Source organism: Streptomyces sp. NPDC002787 (assembly GCF_053592095.1).
In genome coordinates this window covers 299856-314515 of the sequence record NZ_JBSFVC010000006.1, presented here as the reverse complement: position 1 = coordinate 314515, position 14660 = coordinate 299856, and the positions used below count along the sequence as shown (strand labels likewise).

At 70.7% G+C, this 14660-nt stretch carries 13 protein-coding genes and 1 pseudogene; 9 read left to right on the top strand and 5 right to left on the bottom strand.

Annotated features, from left to right (window positions below):
• Nucleotides 1-67: 67 nt before the first annotated feature.
• Together ACWD26_RS11170 and ACWD26_RS11165 are read right to left on the bottom strand one after the other, a co-directional pair.
• On the bottom strand, nt 68-1660 hold the full coding sequence (locus ACWD26_RS11170) for an MFS transporter (protein WP_451268517.1): 1593 nt from the start codon (nt 1658-1660) through the stop codon (nt 68-70).
• Nucleotides 1661-1797: 137 nt separating this feature from the next.
• Nucleotides 1798-2805, bottom strand: a complete 1008-nt coding sequence (locus ACWD26_RS11165) for an NAD(P)/FAD-dependent oxidoreductase (protein WP_451268515.1) — start codon at nt 2803-2805, stop codon at nt 1798-1800.
• A gap of 92 nt (nt 2806-2897) precedes the next feature.
• Between ACWD26_RS11165 and ACWD26_RS11160 the strand changes: the two genes are divergently transcribed.
• The 7 genes and pseudogenes from ACWD26_RS11160 (at nt 2898) to ACWD26_RS11130 (ending at nt 8592) form a co-directional block, all read left to right on the top strand.
• A complete protein-coding gene (locus tag ACWD26_RS11160; RefSeq protein WP_451268513.1) occupies nt 2898-3497 on the top strand; it encodes a helix-turn-helix domain-containing protein in 600 nt (199 codons plus the stop codon).
• A 128-nt stretch (nt 3498-3625) separates the two neighbouring features.
• Entirely contained in the window at nt 3626-4498 is an 873-nt protein-coding gene (locus tag ACWD26_RS11155; RefSeq protein WP_451268511.1) for a class I SAM-dependent methyltransferase, read from the top strand.
• A gap of 14 nt (nt 4499-4512) precedes the next feature.
• Nucleotides 4513-4599, top strand: a pseudogene (locus ACWD26_RS11150) (cation transporter); the annotation flags it as partial.
• Nucleotides 4600-4878 carry a GNAT family N-acetyltransferase gene (locus ACWD26_RS11145; RefSeq protein ID WP_451268584.1) on the top strand — a complete coding sequence of 93 codons (279 nt, stop codon included), beginning with the start codon at nt 4600-4602 and terminating at the stop codon, nt 4876-4878.
• An 868-nt stretch (nt 4879-5746) separates the two neighbouring features.
• The gene (pcaDC, locus tag ACWD26_RS11140; protein WP_451268509.1) at nt 5747-7045 is read left to right on the top strand and encodes a bifunctional 3-oxoadipate enol-lactonase/4-carboxymuconolactone decarboxylase PcaDC; all 1299 of its coding nucleotides are present in this window, start codon (nt 5747-5749) and stop codon (nt 7043-7045) included.
• A 44-nt stretch (nt 7046-7089) separates the two neighbouring features.
• Nucleotides 7090-7740: an MBL fold metallo-hydrolase gene (locus ACWD26_RS11135; RefSeq protein ID WP_451268507.1), complete on the top strand. Its 651-nt coding sequence runs from the start codon at nt 7090-7092 to the stop codon at nt 7738-7740.
• A 72-nt stretch (nt 7741-7812) separates the two neighbouring features.
• Nucleotides 7813-8592, top strand: a complete 780-nt coding sequence (locus ACWD26_RS11130) for an exodeoxyribonuclease III (RefSeq protein WP_451268505.1) — start codon at nt 7813-7815, stop codon at nt 8590-8592.
• 4 nt (nt 8593-8596) lie between these two features.
• Here ACWD26_RS11130 and ACWD26_RS11125 read toward each other — a convergent pair whose 3' ends face one another.
• Nucleotides 8597-10357 (bottom strand): SGNH/GDSL hydrolase family protein, encoded by a 1761-nt coding sequence (locus ACWD26_RS11125; RefSeq protein WP_451268503.1) that lies wholly within the window; start codon nt 10355-10357, stop codon nt 8597-8599.
• Between the two features lie 214 nt (nt 10358-10571).
• Between ACWD26_RS11125 and ACWD26_RS11120 the strand changes: the two genes are divergently transcribed.
• The gene (locus tag ACWD26_RS11120; RefSeq protein WP_451268501.1) at nt 10572-11018 is read left to right on the top strand and encodes a DUF6278 family protein; all 447 of its coding nucleotides are present in this window, start codon (nt 10572-10574) and stop codon (nt 11016-11018) included.
• A gap of 159 nt (nt 11019-11177) precedes the next feature.
• The gene (locus ACWD26_RS11115; RefSeq protein ID WP_451268499.1) at nt 11178-11921 is read left to right on the top strand and encodes an amino acid ABC transporter ATP-binding protein; all 744 of its coding nucleotides are present in this window, start codon (nt 11178-11180) and stop codon (nt 11919-11921) included.
• Nucleotides 11922-12078: 157 nt separating this feature from the next.
• On the opposite strand, the gene ACWD26_RS11110 is transcribed toward ACWD26_RS11115, so the two are convergent.
• Both ACWD26_RS11110 and ACWD26_RS11105 read right to left on the bottom strand, forming a co-directional pair.
• Complete coding sequence (locus tag ACWD26_RS11110; RefSeq protein WP_451268497.1) at nt 12079-13677, bottom strand: CocE/NonD family hydrolase; 1599 nt, start codon at nt 13675-13677, stop codon at nt 12079-12081.
• A gap of 105 nt (nt 13678-13782) precedes the next feature.
• Nucleotides 13783-14538, bottom strand: coding sequence for a hypothetical protein (locus ACWD26_RS11105; RefSeq protein WP_451268495.1), 756 nt, complete (start codon nt 14536-14538; stop codon nt 13783-13785).
• Nucleotides 14539-14660 lie beyond the last annotated feature (122 nt).

Genomic DNA, 14660 nt, shown 5'->3' with positions numbered 1-14660 from the left:
GGCGAGCGGCTGGCGAACGCGGTGTCCGCGGAGCGGTCTGCTTGCTGTGCGCCCGGCTCTTGTGCGGTCAGCCGGCGGCGACGGCCTCAGTGGGTTCAGACTCGTCCGCGACCGCGGAGGGCGTGTTCTTGGGGCCACGGAAGGCGATGTAGACGAACAGGACGCCCATGATGGCGGCGCCTGCCCACATGGCTTGCTGCCAGCCGTCGACGAAGGACTGCTGGGCTGCGTGGAGCAAATCCTGTGCGTGCGGGCCGGTGCTGCCCGCCACCTCAACGGCGTTGGCGACGCCTTCCCGGGCGGTGTCCGCGGCGCCCTGGGGGATGCCGTGCAGCCTGGCGTCTATGGCGCTGCGGTAGCCGGCGGACACGAGCGCGCCGAGCAGGGCGACGCCGAGTGCGGTGCCGAACTCGCGGGTGACGTCGTTGAGGGCGGAGGCGACGCCCTGCTTCTCACGCGGCAGGGAGGCGGTGATGGCCTCCGTGGACGGGGTCATCGACAGGCCCATGCCGATGCCCATGGCGAGCAGGCCGGGCAGGACGGACAGGTAGCCTCCGCCGACGGAGACGAACAAGGCCATGAGAGCCATGCCGACGCCGGCCAGCGCAATGCCCACCACCATGGTCGAGCGAGCGCCGATACCTGCGGCGAGCTTGGGGGCCAGGCCGGAGGCCGTCATCATCATGACGGCCATGGGCATCATCGCCACCGTGGACAGCAGGCCCGACCAGCCGAGAACGGCCTGGAAGAACGGGAAGAGGACCACGCCGATGCCCGCCTGGACGCCGAAGACCACCAGAAGCGTGATCGAGCCGCCGGCCAGGCTGCGCTGGCGGAACAGCCGCACGTCCAGCAGGGAGGCGTCGCGGCGGTGCAGTTCCCAGGCCACGAAGCCGATGGCGGCGATGAGGCCGACTGTGAGGCTGATCAGCGTCTGGGGGGCGGTCCATCCGTGTTCGGGGCCTTCCTGCAGGACGAAGATGAGGCCGGTCACGGCGATCGCGGAGACCAGGGCGCCGATGGTGTCGAATCGGTGGGCCGAGGTTTCGCGGGAGTTGGGAACCGACTTCAGCGTCATCGCCACGGCCACGAGGACGAGGACCGCCGGCAGGACGAACAGCCGGCGCCAGTCGGCGACGTCGACGAGGAGGGCTGAGAGGAACATGCCCAGGATGCCGCCGCCTCCGGCGACACCAGTCCACACGCCGATCGCCTTGCCGCGCTGCTCTTCGGGGAAGGTGGAGGTGATGACGGCAAGTGTGATCGGCATGATCATCGCGGCGCCGATACCGCTGGCCACGCGGGCGGCGAGCATCACCTCCGCCGTCGGGGCCAGGCCCGCGACGACGGTGGCGATGCCGAAGACGCCCAGTCCGGCGATGAGCATGGGCTTGCGGCCCAGGCGGTCGCCCAGGGCGCCGAGCGGCAGCAGCAACGCGGCCAGGGCGAGGGTGTAGATGTTGATGATCCACAGGACTGTGCTCTGGGAGGCGCCGAATTCCACGGCCATGTGGGTCTGCGCGACGTTCAGTCCGGTCACCGAGGCGATGACCGCCATCAGGGCGATGGAGACGGTGATCAGGATCGTACGCAGCTGACGCGCGTCGGGAACACCCCCGCCGCTGGCCTGCGCGGCCTGTATGGGCTGGTTCGTACTCATGGATTCCTCTCAAAATGGGCATGCCGAGTCAGCGCCGGAGCAGGGCCGGTCGCCGAGTGAAGGGGGAGCCGGGGCTTGGGCCCGCCGCGCGCGTCGCCGGGTGCGGTCGAGCGGTGGGCCGATGCCGTGCCGGGATGTCAGGGGGCGAGGGGCTCGCCCTGGGCTGCGGCGAGGGCCGCGTCGGTATCCGCGGTGACCAGCAGGCCGTTGATGTGGGCACCGGCCAGGGCGCCGGCTGCGGCGGAGGCGCCGACCTGGGCGGAGAGGTCGGTGGCGTTGCCGGCCACCCACACGCCCGGCGCCTCGGTGGTGCCGGCCATTCCGGAGGCGAAGCCGCGGCCCATGTTGTCGGGCAGGTCCTGCATCGGCAGCTTCAGACCGTCCAGGCCCTCGGTGCGGGCCTCCATCCGGGTGGCGACCGCGAGGACGCGGCGGGCCACGACCTGGCCGTCGGTCAGGCGCACCCCGGCGAGGGTGCCGTCCTCGTTGGTGACGATCTCCTGCACCGGGGTGTCGACGATGGGGATGCTGCGGGCGGCGAAGCGTGCGCGGGTGTCCTCATCCAGAGAAGTGCCGTGGGTGAAGTAGGTCAGGTCCTCGGTCAGCTGGCGGAACAGGAGTGCGTGGCCGATGGAGGCCGGGCCGGTGGCGAGGACGCCGATGGGCTCGTCGCGCACTTCCCAGCCGTGGCAGTACGGGCAGTGCACCACACTGTGTCCCCAGTGCTCGGCGAGGCCGGGGATCTCGGGCAGTACGTCCTGCAGGCCGGTGGCCACCAGGACCCGGCGCGCGGTCACGCTCCGGCCGTCGGCCAGGGTGATGGTGAAACGCAGGTCCCCGTCAGCCGACGGGGCGACGGGCTCGGCCGAGGCCACCTCACCGAAGACGACGCGCCCTCCGTACTGGCGCACCTGCTCCCGGCCTCGCCGAAGGATCTCGGGGGGCGGGGTGCCGTCCAGGACGATGAAACCGTGCATGGCTTCGGCCGGCGCGTTGCGCGGGGTGCCGCTGTCGATCACGACGACCGAGCGGCGGGAGCGAGCGAGCATCAGCGCACCGTTCAGCCCCGCGGCACCGCCGCCGATCACCACCGCGTCGACGGTTCCACTGGGCAGTGCGTCGCTCACATACGGAGAAGTCGTCACAGCCGTGGCCTCCTGCCTTTCCTCGTGCGCGGCCCCATCGCCTCGGACCGTCCACACACGAAGCTAAGCCGGACTTGCTCTGGAGGCATATGATGTTGCGTATGACGCAAGAAGATGGAGATCTGGACAGCCTCGTACGCAAACGCATCCGAGCCTTGCGGGTAGCGCAGGGCTGGTCCCTGGAGGAGTTGGCCACCCGCGCCCACCTCAGCCAGTCCTCGCTGAGCCGCATCGAGAACGGCCGGCGCCGCCTCGCACTGGATCAGCTGGTCACTCTCGCCCGCGCCCTGGACACCACGCTGGATCAACTCGTGGAAACCGCCACCGACGACGTAGTCGCCAGCCCGACGATCGACAGCACCCACAGCCAGATGCGCTGGACCATCAAGGCCGACCCCGGAATGAGCGTGGTGCGCCAGCGCCTGACCGAACCACCCCCCGAGAACCCGGCGCGCATGCGCGCCCACCCAGGGCACGAATGGCTCGTCGTCCTGTCCGGCACGGCGATCCTCATGCTCGGCCACCGCCGCTTCCGCCTTGAGACCAACCAGGCGGCCGAGTTCCCCACGATGATGCCGCACGCCATCGGCGCCGAAGGCGGGCCCTGCGAGATCCTCGGCATCTTCGACCGCGACGCCCGCCGCGGCCACCAGCGCGACGGCGACGACAACGCTCAGGGTGCTCCCGGATGACGGCGCGGGCTGCGCGACGGCCTGCGTAGTGGTGACCTCTTGCGCATCGGGCAGCACCCCCGGCCATCGTCTTGCGTAAACCGGAAGAATTCGTGCCGCACGCGCATAGCAGTCTTAGTGTCGAGAGCATGAACCAAGCACACCCGCACACCCCCCACCACGGCGCTTTGCACGGTCACCACCATGGACACGGAACCGACGGCCAGGTGGAGATCCTCGACCTGGACGCCGAGGTCCTCGCCGAGCACACCGCCTCCATCACCGCTTGGTTGCCGCTGCATACCGGCCCACACCACATCGTGGATCTGGGCTGTGGCACGGGCGCGGGCACCTTCGCCCTCCTCGACCGCTTCCCCGACGCGCACGTCACCGCCGTCGACGCGTCCGCCGAACACCTTCAGCGCCTGCGCACCAAGGCGTGCACCCGCGGCGTCCAGGAGCACGTGCGCACGGTGCAGGCCGACCTCGATGAAGCCGCCTGGCCCGACCTCGGCTCACCGGACCTGGTATGGGCGTCGGCCTCGATGCACCACATGGACCACCCCGACCGCGCACTGCGCACCGTCCACGACGCGCTCGCCCCCGGCGGCCTGTTCGCCGTCGTCGAACTGGCCGGCCATCCCCGCTTCCTGCCCGCGGATGCCCCCGCGGAACGGCCCGGCATGGAAGAGCGCGTCCACGCCGCAGCCGACCGCCGCCAAGCCGAACACATGCCCTACCGCGGCGCCGACTGGGGCCCGATGCTGACCGCCGCCGGCTTCACAGTCGAGGGCGAACGCACCATCGCCGTGAACATCGAAGGCTCGCGCAGCGAAGCGATCGGCCGCTACGCCCTCGGCGTCCTGCAGCGCATCCGCAGCGTCATCACCGAAAGACTCTCCCCCGAGGATCTCGCCGCGCTCGACCAGCTCCTCGACACCAGCAGCCCGCACAGCCTCCTGCGCCGCGACGACCTGACGGTACGCACCGAGCGCACCGTCTGGGCCGCCCGCCGCACCTGACCCCGAACTCCCCGATCGGCTTCGGCCTGGATTTCGTCATAGAGGTCTCCTTTGCCGCCGCGGTCGCCTGGCAGTTCTCTGCGGCCGACCACGCCGTCCGGGTGGTGCTGGGGACACCACCTGCCTCGTCCGGACTCGTCATCGAGCTTTATGTCCACCAACTCGAGGTGGCGGAAGCCCATCGCCGTCGGGGCGTCGGACGGGATCTTCTTCGCGTCTTCATGGAGGCTGGGGCGAAGGCCGGGGCCACGAAGATGTTCCTGACCACCGGGGAGGCGAACGGGGCAGCTCGGTCCCTCTACGAATCCCTCGGAGGTGGGCTTGCTGCGCAGGGCCCCACGGTGAACCACTGGTTTCTCCTTGATCCGCACCAGGGATGAGCGCGGCTGTCGGCCGCCGTTGTCTCCGCGCGGAGTGATCGTGTTCTTGAGCTGGGTCAGGGGCACGGAGTGGTCGGTGGTGCCCGGCTCCCTGGGGGTTGGGTCTGCCGGGGTGGGTGTGTCCGCGAGGCGTTCGGCGAGGGCGGTGACCGCCCCGCGGTCTCCCTCAAGGGCAGGCGGCGTGCGCAGGCCAGCCGGTGCGGGCACTTGGCGAAGAAGTCGTAGCTGGAGTAACCCACCAAGGTCGTCGTACTTCCACGGCTGTTCGCCGCCGGCGGCGGCTTCGGTGAGGATGGACTCGCGGTCGATGAGGACCTGGATCGTGCCGACATTGCGGGCGAAGTAGTCGGCTTTCTTGTAGGCGGCGGTGAGGGTGGGGCGGCCGGACGAGCTTCCAAGCGTCGACGAGCTAGCCGACGACGGGGTCGACGGGCCTTGTTGACCGCAGTCCAGCACAGCGCAGAAGACTTCGAGTTCGTCGAGCTTGATGCTGGGTTCGGCCGGCCCGACCACAACCCGGAGAGCTTGCCCGCGCTCATGGTGAGCCCGCGCTCGGCGAGCATCCGCTGAAGGTCGCCGGCCTTCCCAGGTGCGTCATGCCGGTCCTCGGGGACGGCACTTTACGCTTTGCTGCAACCCGGACCACCTGGAAGCCGCGCCAAAGAAGGAAGCTCCGTGGCGTAGGGACTGGGAGAGCGCGCGAGCCAGGAGGACGCACTGTCCCCACGGCCACGCGTACACGCCGGAGAACTCGTATCTCGATCCCCGAGGGCTCCGGCAGTGCCGGACGTGCCGCGCCGAGAGGGTCAAGAGCCGCCGGGCTCCCCGGTCCGTGTGAGATTTCGTGATACGTGAGAGGGTCTGGGGCGTGATTGAGACACCGTCGAACACCCTGCAATACCGCTTTGACGGGCCAGAAGAGGCTCCCGTCCTGATCCTGGGTCCCTCCCTGGGTACCACATGGCACATGTGGGATCGCCAGATCCCCGAACTGGCCAAACAGTGGCGGATCTTCCGCTTCGACCTGCCGGGCCACGGCGGCGCGCCCGCCTACCCGGGCGGCTCGGTCACCGAGCTGGCCGCCCGGCTGCTGGCCACCCTCGACGCCGTCGGCGTGCAGCGTTTCGGATACGCCGGCTGCGCGTTCGGCGGTGCCATCGGGGCCGAACTGGCGCTGCGCCACCCGGAACGCCTCGCCTCGCTCGCGCTGATCGCCGCCTCGCCCCGCTTCGGCACCGCCGACGAGTTCCGCCAGCGCGGGGTGATCGTACGGACGAACGGCCTCGACCCGATCGCCCGTACCTCTCCGGACCGCTGGTTCACCGCCGGGTTCGCGGCGGCGCAGCCCGCGATCACCGAGTGGGCCGTGCAGATGGTCCGCACCACCGACCCCGGCTGCTACATCGCCGCCTGCGAGGCCCTCGCCTCGTTCGACGTGCGGGCCGAGCTCGGCCGGATCGGCGTCCCCACCCTCGTCCTCGTCGGCTCCGACGACCAGGTCACCGGCCCCGCCGAGGCCCGTACGCTGGTCGCCGGCATCCCGGACGCACGGCTCGCCGTCGTCCCCGGCGCCTCGCACCTCGTCCCCGTCGAGCAGCCCGCCGCGGTCACCGACCTCCTCGTCCGCCACTTCTCCACGGCCTGGCAGTCCGCCTACGACTCCACCACCGGCCAGGTCGCCATCCCGGCGGCCCCGGTCAAGCCGGCCCTCGCCGCCGTCCCGCCGCAGACCGGGCCGGTCGCCGAGATCGCCCCGGCCGCCTTCCAGCCCGAGGCGCTGGGCAGACCGGATCCGTACGACACCGGGCTCAAGGTCCGCCGCGAGGTGCTCGGCGACGCGCACGTGGACCGGGCGCTGGCCTCGGCGGACGCGTTCTCCGGCGACTTCCAGGAGTTCATCACCCGCTACGCCTGGGGCGAGATCTGGGACCGGCCCGGTCTCGACCGCCGCTCCCGCAGCTGCGTCACCCTGACCGCCCTCGTCGCCGGCGGACACCTGGACGAACTCGCCTTCCACACCCGCGCCGCCCTGCGCAACGGCCTCACCCCGAACGAGATCAAGGAAGTCCTTCTCCAGGCCGCCGTGTACTGCGGCGTACCGGCCGCGAACAGCGCCTTCAAGGTGGCCCAGCAGGTCATCCGCGAGGAGACCACCCCCGAGGAGTGACCACGCCGGGGAGCCCGGCAGCGGTGGTCGGGCAGGATGGACCCATGGGACCCACGAAGCTCACGCTCACGAAGAAGTCGCACGCCTGCGTCCGTCTGGAGAAGGACGGACGCACGCTGGTCATCGACCCGGGCGGGTTCAGCGAGGAGGACGCCGCGGCCGGCGCGGACGCCGTCCTGGTCACGCACGAGCACCCCGACCACTTCGACGAAGGACGGCTGCGGACGGCCCTGGAGGGCAACCCGGCCGCCGAGATCTGGACCCTGCGGTCCGTCGCCGAGAAGATCTCCTCCGCCTTCCCGGGCCGGGTGCACACCGTCGGCCACGGGGACACGTTCACCGCCGCCGGGTTCGACGTCCAGGTCCACGGCGAGCTCCACGCCGTGATCCACCCGGACATCCCGCGCATCACCAACGTCGGCTACCTCGTCGACGGCGGCCGCGTCTTCCACCCCGGCGACGCCCTCACCGTCCCCGACCACGCCGTCGAGACGCTGATGCTCCCCGTCATGGCCCCCTGGAGCAAGATCTCCGAGGTCATCGACTACGTCCGCGAGGTCCAGCCGCAGCGCGCGTACGACATCCACGACGCGCTCCTCACCGATCTCGCCCGCCCCATCTACGACCGACAGATCGGCGGCCTGGGCGGCGCGGAGCACCTGCGCCTGGCGCCCGGCGCCTCCGCGGACATCTGAGAAACGCGCAGGTCCGACGGCGGCGACCGGGCGGCACCGGCGTTGTCGGACCCGCCCGGTAGGTTGTGAGGCATGCGCATCGCGACCTGGAACGTGAACTCGATCACCGCCCGCCTCCCGAGGCTCCTGGCCTGGCTGGAGAGCAGCGGCACGGACGTGCTCTGCCTCCAGGAGGCCAAGATCGCCGAGGACGGCTTCCCGTTCGACGCCCTCCGTGAGGCGGGCTACGAGGCGGCGGTGCACGCGACGGGGCGGTGGAACGGCGTGGCGGTGCTCTCCCGCGTCGGCGTCGAGGACGTCGTCAAGGGCCTGCCCGGCGACCCCGGCTACGACGGCTCCGTGGAGCCCCGCGCGATCTCCGCCACCTGCGGCCCGGTCCGCGTCTGGTCGGTGTACGTGCCGAACGGCCGCGAGGTCGACCACCCGCACTACGCGTACAAGCTCCAGTGGTTCGAGGCCCTCAAGGCCGCCGTCGCCGGTGACGCGGCCGGCAGCCGCCCCTTCGCCGTCATGGGCGACTACAACGTGGCGCCGACGGACGACGACGTGTACGACGTGGCCGCCTTCGAGGGCCTCACCCACGTCACCCCCGCCGAGCGCGCCGCCCTCGCCTCCCTCCGCGAGGCCGGCCTCTCCGACGTGGTCCCCCGCCCCCTGAAGTACGAACACCCCTTCACCTACTGGGACTACCGCCAGCTCTGCTTCCCGAAGAACCGGGGCATGCGCATCGACCTCGTCTACGGCAACGAGGCGTTCTCCAAGGCGGTGACCGATTCGTACGTGGACCGCGAGGAGCGCAAGGGCAAGGGCGCGTCGGATCACGCGCCGGTGGTGGTGGACCTGGAGGTGTAGGCCGTCACAGCAGACCGAGGTCCACCGACTCGGCCAGCGCGGCCAACCCCGCGTCTCCGGGGTGCAGATGGTCCCCGCTGTCGTACGCGGGAAGCATCCGACTCGGCCTCTCCGGGTCCCGCAGCACCTCGTCGAAGTCGAGGACCCCGTCGAACTCCTCGTTGCCCCGGATCCACTCGTTCACCGCGATCCGCTGGGCGTCGACGGCGGCCGTGCAGCGGGCCTCGCCCTCGCAGGGCGCGATCGTGGCCACGAGCACGCGCAGGCCGCGTTCATGGCCACGGGCGGCGATCTCCCGCAGCCCGGTGATGACCTCGGCCGCCGTCGTGCCCCAGCGGATGTCGTTGACGCCCTGGAAGACGACGACGCTGCGGGCGGAGGTCTGGGCGAGGACGTCGCGGTCGAGGCGGTGCAGGGCGCTGACGCCACCCGTGTCGGTGGAGACGCCGTCGCCGGGGTAGCGGTCGGTGACCACACGGTTCGCCGAGATCCCCTGGTTGAGGACGCCGTAGCGCGGGACCTCGTCCTGGTTCAGCAGCCGTCCGGCCAGCACGTTCGGCCACCGCCGGTTCGCGTCGACCCCGGACTTGTCCCCGTCGGTGATCGAGTCCCCGAGCAGGACGACGGAGCCCGGCCCGCCGCCCACGTCCACGCCGGTCAGCAGCGGCCAGGTCGTGATCGTCGAGGTGTACGCCGTCGCCGAGCCGTCGCCCGCGTGGTCGCCCGGCCCGCTGACGTACGACGTCTGCTGGGCGAGCCGGTGCACGGGCGCGGCCGTCACGGTCCCCGGCAGGTGGAAGCTCACCAGCAGGTTGGTGTCCGGGGGCACCTCGAAGCCCAGCGGATCGCTGAACGTCTGTGCGCCCGCTGGGATTTCGGCGTCCGCCGCACCCCGGAACGACAGCGGCACCGGCGTGCTCCGGGCGGTCGCCCCCGCGGCCTGCAAGGCCACGGTCGCGCTTCCGATCCGAACCGGCGCCGACGCGAAGGTGTTGTCGAGCCGGATCCGCACCCGGGGCCCGCCCGCCGAGGTGTGGACGACGAGCCGCAGCGTCCGGTCGGTCCAGGGGCCGACGGCCGTGTAGCCGGAGGTGGAGGCGGCCCAACTGCCGGTCCAGCCACGCGACTCGGGGCGCACCGAGAGGGCGAAGACATGCAGGTCCCGGTTGCGCGGCAGGGTCACCGAGGCGACCTCGCGGCCCCGCGCGACCGGCACGGTGACGACGTACAGCCGTGCCTTCTCGGTGAGTTGACCGCCGGGGGTGTTGACGTGGGGGAGCGCGACGGCCTTGGTGGCGAGCGGTCCGGTGCGCCAGTCGGGGGCGGCCAGGCGGTACGCGGAACGGGCGCCGCCCGCATAGCGGACCGTGCCGGTGCCGGTCGCCTCGGTGCCGCCCGTGGCGGCGACGAGGAAGGCGAGCGCGTCGCCCCTGCCCCGGACGCGTACGGACTGTCCGGCGGCACGTACGTTGTCGGGCTCGCCGGCCGTGCGGCGCGGCCAGGTCAGACGGGCGCCCTGAACGGTCAGGGTACGTCCGGGTGTCCACCCCGCGGCCTTGAGGTCGGTCGCCGAGAGGGAACCCCCGGAGCCGTCGAAGTCGGCCCCGGCGGGCTGTGCGTCGTCGCTGACCGCCCGGTTGTCGAAGAGGCGTTCCAGCGGCACCGGTTGGGTCGCTCCGCCGTCGGCGGCGCGGGCGGAGGCGACGGGTGCGACCGCCGCCGTCAGTGCCAGTACGACGGCCGTTCCCCAGACGCGTCGGCGCACGCGTGACCCCTCCCGCTCGCTGAAGACGATGATGCCGATGACGATGACCGGTGCGGCATCGGTACAACGATGAGACGACAGTTGCGCCACGACGCTAAAGAGGCGTCAGGGGCCCGTCAATGAGGCCCACGCGAACTGCGGGCGAACTCCCGGCGAACAAGCGGTCCCCGCGCGCCTGTGGTGCGAAGGACGGTGCGAATGACACGCTGACCGCATGAACATCTCTTTCCTGGGAAACTGGCGCAAGAGGCGTGATCCCGCGTTCGGGGTCGCGGTGTTCACCGGCGACGGTGACGACGACGGTCACGAGGGACTCGCCGAACTCCTCTCCGAATGCGAACTGCTGCGCACGCAGGCGACGCGGGCCGGTGTCGAACTCGACGACTCCGCAGCCTCGTTGGAGGCGCTCGACCAACTCGTCCCGCGCTGGCGCGACGACGAGGAGACGGTGGCCTGGCTCGGGAACGACGCCGGGCTGTACCTGGGCACGGTCGTCGTACGGACGGTCCCCGGAGCCCGCTGGGAGATCTGGCCCAACGGGCAGCCCGTGGTGCGACTGGCCTCCGGCCGTGAGATCGACGTGGTCGAGGCCGGCCAGGAGTGGGCCGCCAGCGGTGCCCCGGAACTCTCCCAGCTGTACGCCGAGGTGGCGGAGGGGTGATCGCCCTTCGACGCGGCTCCGGCACGGCGGCTTCCTGACAATACGGCTAATCCCCGAGAGTGCGTGTCGCGTATTGAGGCACCTGCCGTCCGGATAGTTTGCGGCTCCTGCGACACGACACGACATGAGACGGTCGAGAGCGAGTAGGGCGGGCAGGGCATGGCGGTCGATCCGCTGATCGAGATGCACGACGTGAACAAGTACTTCGGCGAGCTGCATGTCCTCCAGGACATCGACCTCACCGTCGCCAAGGGGGAGGTGGTCGTCGTCATCGGTCCGTCGGGGTCGGGGAAGTCGACGCTGTGCAGGGCCATCAACCGGCTGGAGCCCATTCACTCCGGCACGATCCAGATCGACGGACAGCCGCTGCCGAAGGAGGGCAAGGCGCTCGCGGCGCTCCGCGCGGACGTCGGCATGGTCTTCCAGTCCTTCAACCTCTTCGCGCACAAGACCGTCCTGCAGAACGTCTCACTCGGTCAGATCAAGGTCCGCAAACGGAGGAAGGAGGACGCGGAAAAACGCTCCCGCGAACTCCTCGACCGTGTCGGCCTCGCCGACCAGGCGCCGAAGTACCCGGCGCAGCTCTCCGGGGGTCAGCAGCAGCGGGTGGCCATCGCCCGCGCCCTCGCCATGGACCCCAAGGTGATCCTTTTCGACGAGCCGACCTCGGCCCTCGACCCGGAGATGATCAACGAAGTCCTCGAAGTCATGCAGCAGTTGGCGCGCGAGGGCATGACCATGGTCGTCGTCACCCACGAGATGGGCTTCGCCCGCTCCGCCGCCAACCGCGTCGTCTTCATGGCGGACGGCCGTATCGTCGAGGACCGCGCTCCGGACGCGTTCTTCACCAACCCGGAGAGCGACCGTGCCAAGGACTTCCTCTCCAAGATCCTCAAGCACTGACCACCCCCGCTGGACCGGGCGCGGGCCTCGACTACGATGAGCGGTTCACCCACTTGGGGGTGACCGAGGCCGTGGACGCCACCCCGGCCACAACAGGGACGCTGCTGCCAGGCGCGCAGTAGCCCGAGGGCCAGGCCCGTCCGGCGGCAGCCGGAGATCACTGCTCGCGCAGCGGGATCGACACGTACGACGGGTCGTTCGGCGGCGAGGAGAAGGTCAGCTGCGCGCCGGTCGGGTTGTGCTCGATGTAGAGCGGGTCGACCGTGTCGACGACCAGGGCGAGACGGTGGCCCGCCGGGACGTCGTAGGCCGTGGAGAGCAACTCCAGGTCCACGCCGAACGGCTTGCCGGGTGTCTGGCCGTGGAAGGTGTACGGCGCGTGGCTGACCAGCTTGCCGAGGCCGAGCGGGCCCACGTCGTACAGGTACGCGACGAGGGTGCCGCTCTCCTTGGTGGCCGTCACCGTGGTGTGCAGCTTCGCGGTGCCGCGCACGGACCGTGCCGTCGGGTACTTCTCCGACTGCCACACGGCCGCCCAGCGGCGCGGCAGCAGCGGTATCGAGGCCATGGGCGGGAGTTGGGCGACCTGGTCCAGGATGCTGGAGAGGAAGACCACGCCGCCGTTCGCGCCGGAGTCGACGTTGGCGCGGATCGTGGTGCCGCTCGTGAGGGCGATCTTCTCGCGCGTCGCGGTGACCGACTTCCAGTCCGGATAGCCCTCGAAGGCGCCGCCCGTACGGGACTTGAGCTGGACGGGCTGCTCGCGGTCGATGCCGTTGGCCGTGCCCCTGAGGTAGCGGTCGAACCAGCGCCGGGTGTCCGTCCACACGTCGTTGGGCAGCCCGAACAGGCCGGTCACCTCGGTGGTGGCGTGGTCGCCGGGCCGGAGCTGAAGCCGCTTGGGGCCGGTGAGCTTCTCGTAGAAGTCGGCGTACTGGTTGGGCGGGAAGATCGAGTCGCCCCAGGCGTTGGCGAGCATGACGGCCGTGCCGTGGGTGTTGAGCCGGCCCAGATAGGTCTCGGGGGAACGTTTCTCCCCCCAGGCGATCATGTCCCCCTCCTTGTCGAGTTTGGACGCGTAGAAGTCCTTGAAGATCTGCTGGAGTTCGGGGCCCTGGCGGCCGGTGATCCGTCCGGCCCCGTCCAGCAGGGCGGCGGCCTGGAGGTGCTGGGTGCGCCCGCCGTAGATCGAGTCGATCAGGTCCGCCCAGCCGCTCAGCGCGGCGACCGCCTTGACGCGCTTGTCGTGTGCGGCGGTCAGCAGGCTGATGCCCGCGCCGTACGACAGTCCCGCCATGCCGATGCGCCCGGCGTCGGCCGGGGTGTTGGCGAGGGCCCAGTCGATGACCTTGGAGGCGTCGGCTATGTCGGGTGGTCCCGCCACCTCTATGTATCCGCCGGACTCCCAGAAGCCGCGGACGTTGTAACTGACGACGACGTAACCGGCGTCGGCGAGCTGCTGGGCCTGGGCCAGGTACTCGACCTGGGGGAGGCCCCAGCTCGTGGGGAGCACGAGGAGCGGGTACGCGCGGGAGGCGTCGGCCGGGGCGACGACGTTGGCCTTGAGGACGGTGCCGTCGTCGCCCTTGATGTCGACGAAGCGGGTGGTGGGGGCGGCGGCGGAGCCGGACGCGGCCTGTGCGGCGGGGGCGAGGCCGAGGGCCGCGCCGGCGACCAGGGTGGCCGAGACGGCGCCCGCGGCGCTCGTCCGCAGAGCCCTGGCCGTGCGCGATGTGGTGCCGTTCGGGTGTCTCACGGGTCGCTCCTCACTCGTGTAAGTGCAAAGTGACCCGACGGTAACCGGCCTGCCTTACCAGAGGTAACTCCCCAGTAAGTTACGTGACGGTAACGTTTCCTCGAATCAGGAGGCGCGGTGTGAGATCTGTGCGGGGACCGTGGGTGCCGGGGCCTGGGCCGCGCGGGTGACGTCCGCGACGAGTTCGACCACATCGGGGCCGTACGCCTGGGAGTTGACGACCTTCAGGAGGAGGACGAAGGTGCCGGTGCCGTACTTGCGGTGCAGGCGCTCGTGGTGGCGGGCGAGGTAGCGGGTGGCGGCCTGGTTGGTGATCGCCCGCTGGCCGCAGAAGAGGAAGACGGGCCGCGCCTGGTCCGGCTGGCCGGTGGTGAGCCGGGCCAGGATGACGTGCTCGGTGATACCGGGCTCCAGGCGGTAGCGATCGCTGCCGATGTGGAACGCGCCCCGGTCGGGGCCGGGCTCGGGGTCGGTGTGGAAGCGTATGCCGGGCAGCATGGCACCGATGTGCGCGGCCATACGGCGATTCGAGACGGGCCCGCCCACGCAGAACTCGGTCCGCTCGCCGAAGCCCTGCTGCGCCGCGTCCTGGGTGATCATCTGCGCGTGCGCCCCGCAGTCCTTGATCAGCGCGGAGAGCTCCAGCAGCGCGAACACGTCGAAGCGGTGGACCGCCAGGTCCGCGCTGGACGGGTCGCGGTTGACCACCAGCAGGGACTCGGAGTTCTCGGGCAGCCCGAAGAACGTCTGCTTGCGGCGGAGCTTCCGCTTCCACAGGTACGTCCGGACGAACCAGCCCAGCGAGGCACTGATCCCCGCCGCGATCACGCCGAGGACGATATTGCGCACGTCGTCATTCATGGCCGCGCATGGTAGCGGGCGCCGCCGAACACCGTCCGAATCCCTGTCCGATTTACGGCCTCGGGGTGCCTCCTGACGGGACCATGGCAACCGCGTTAGTCTGCGCGCACGGTCCTTGACTG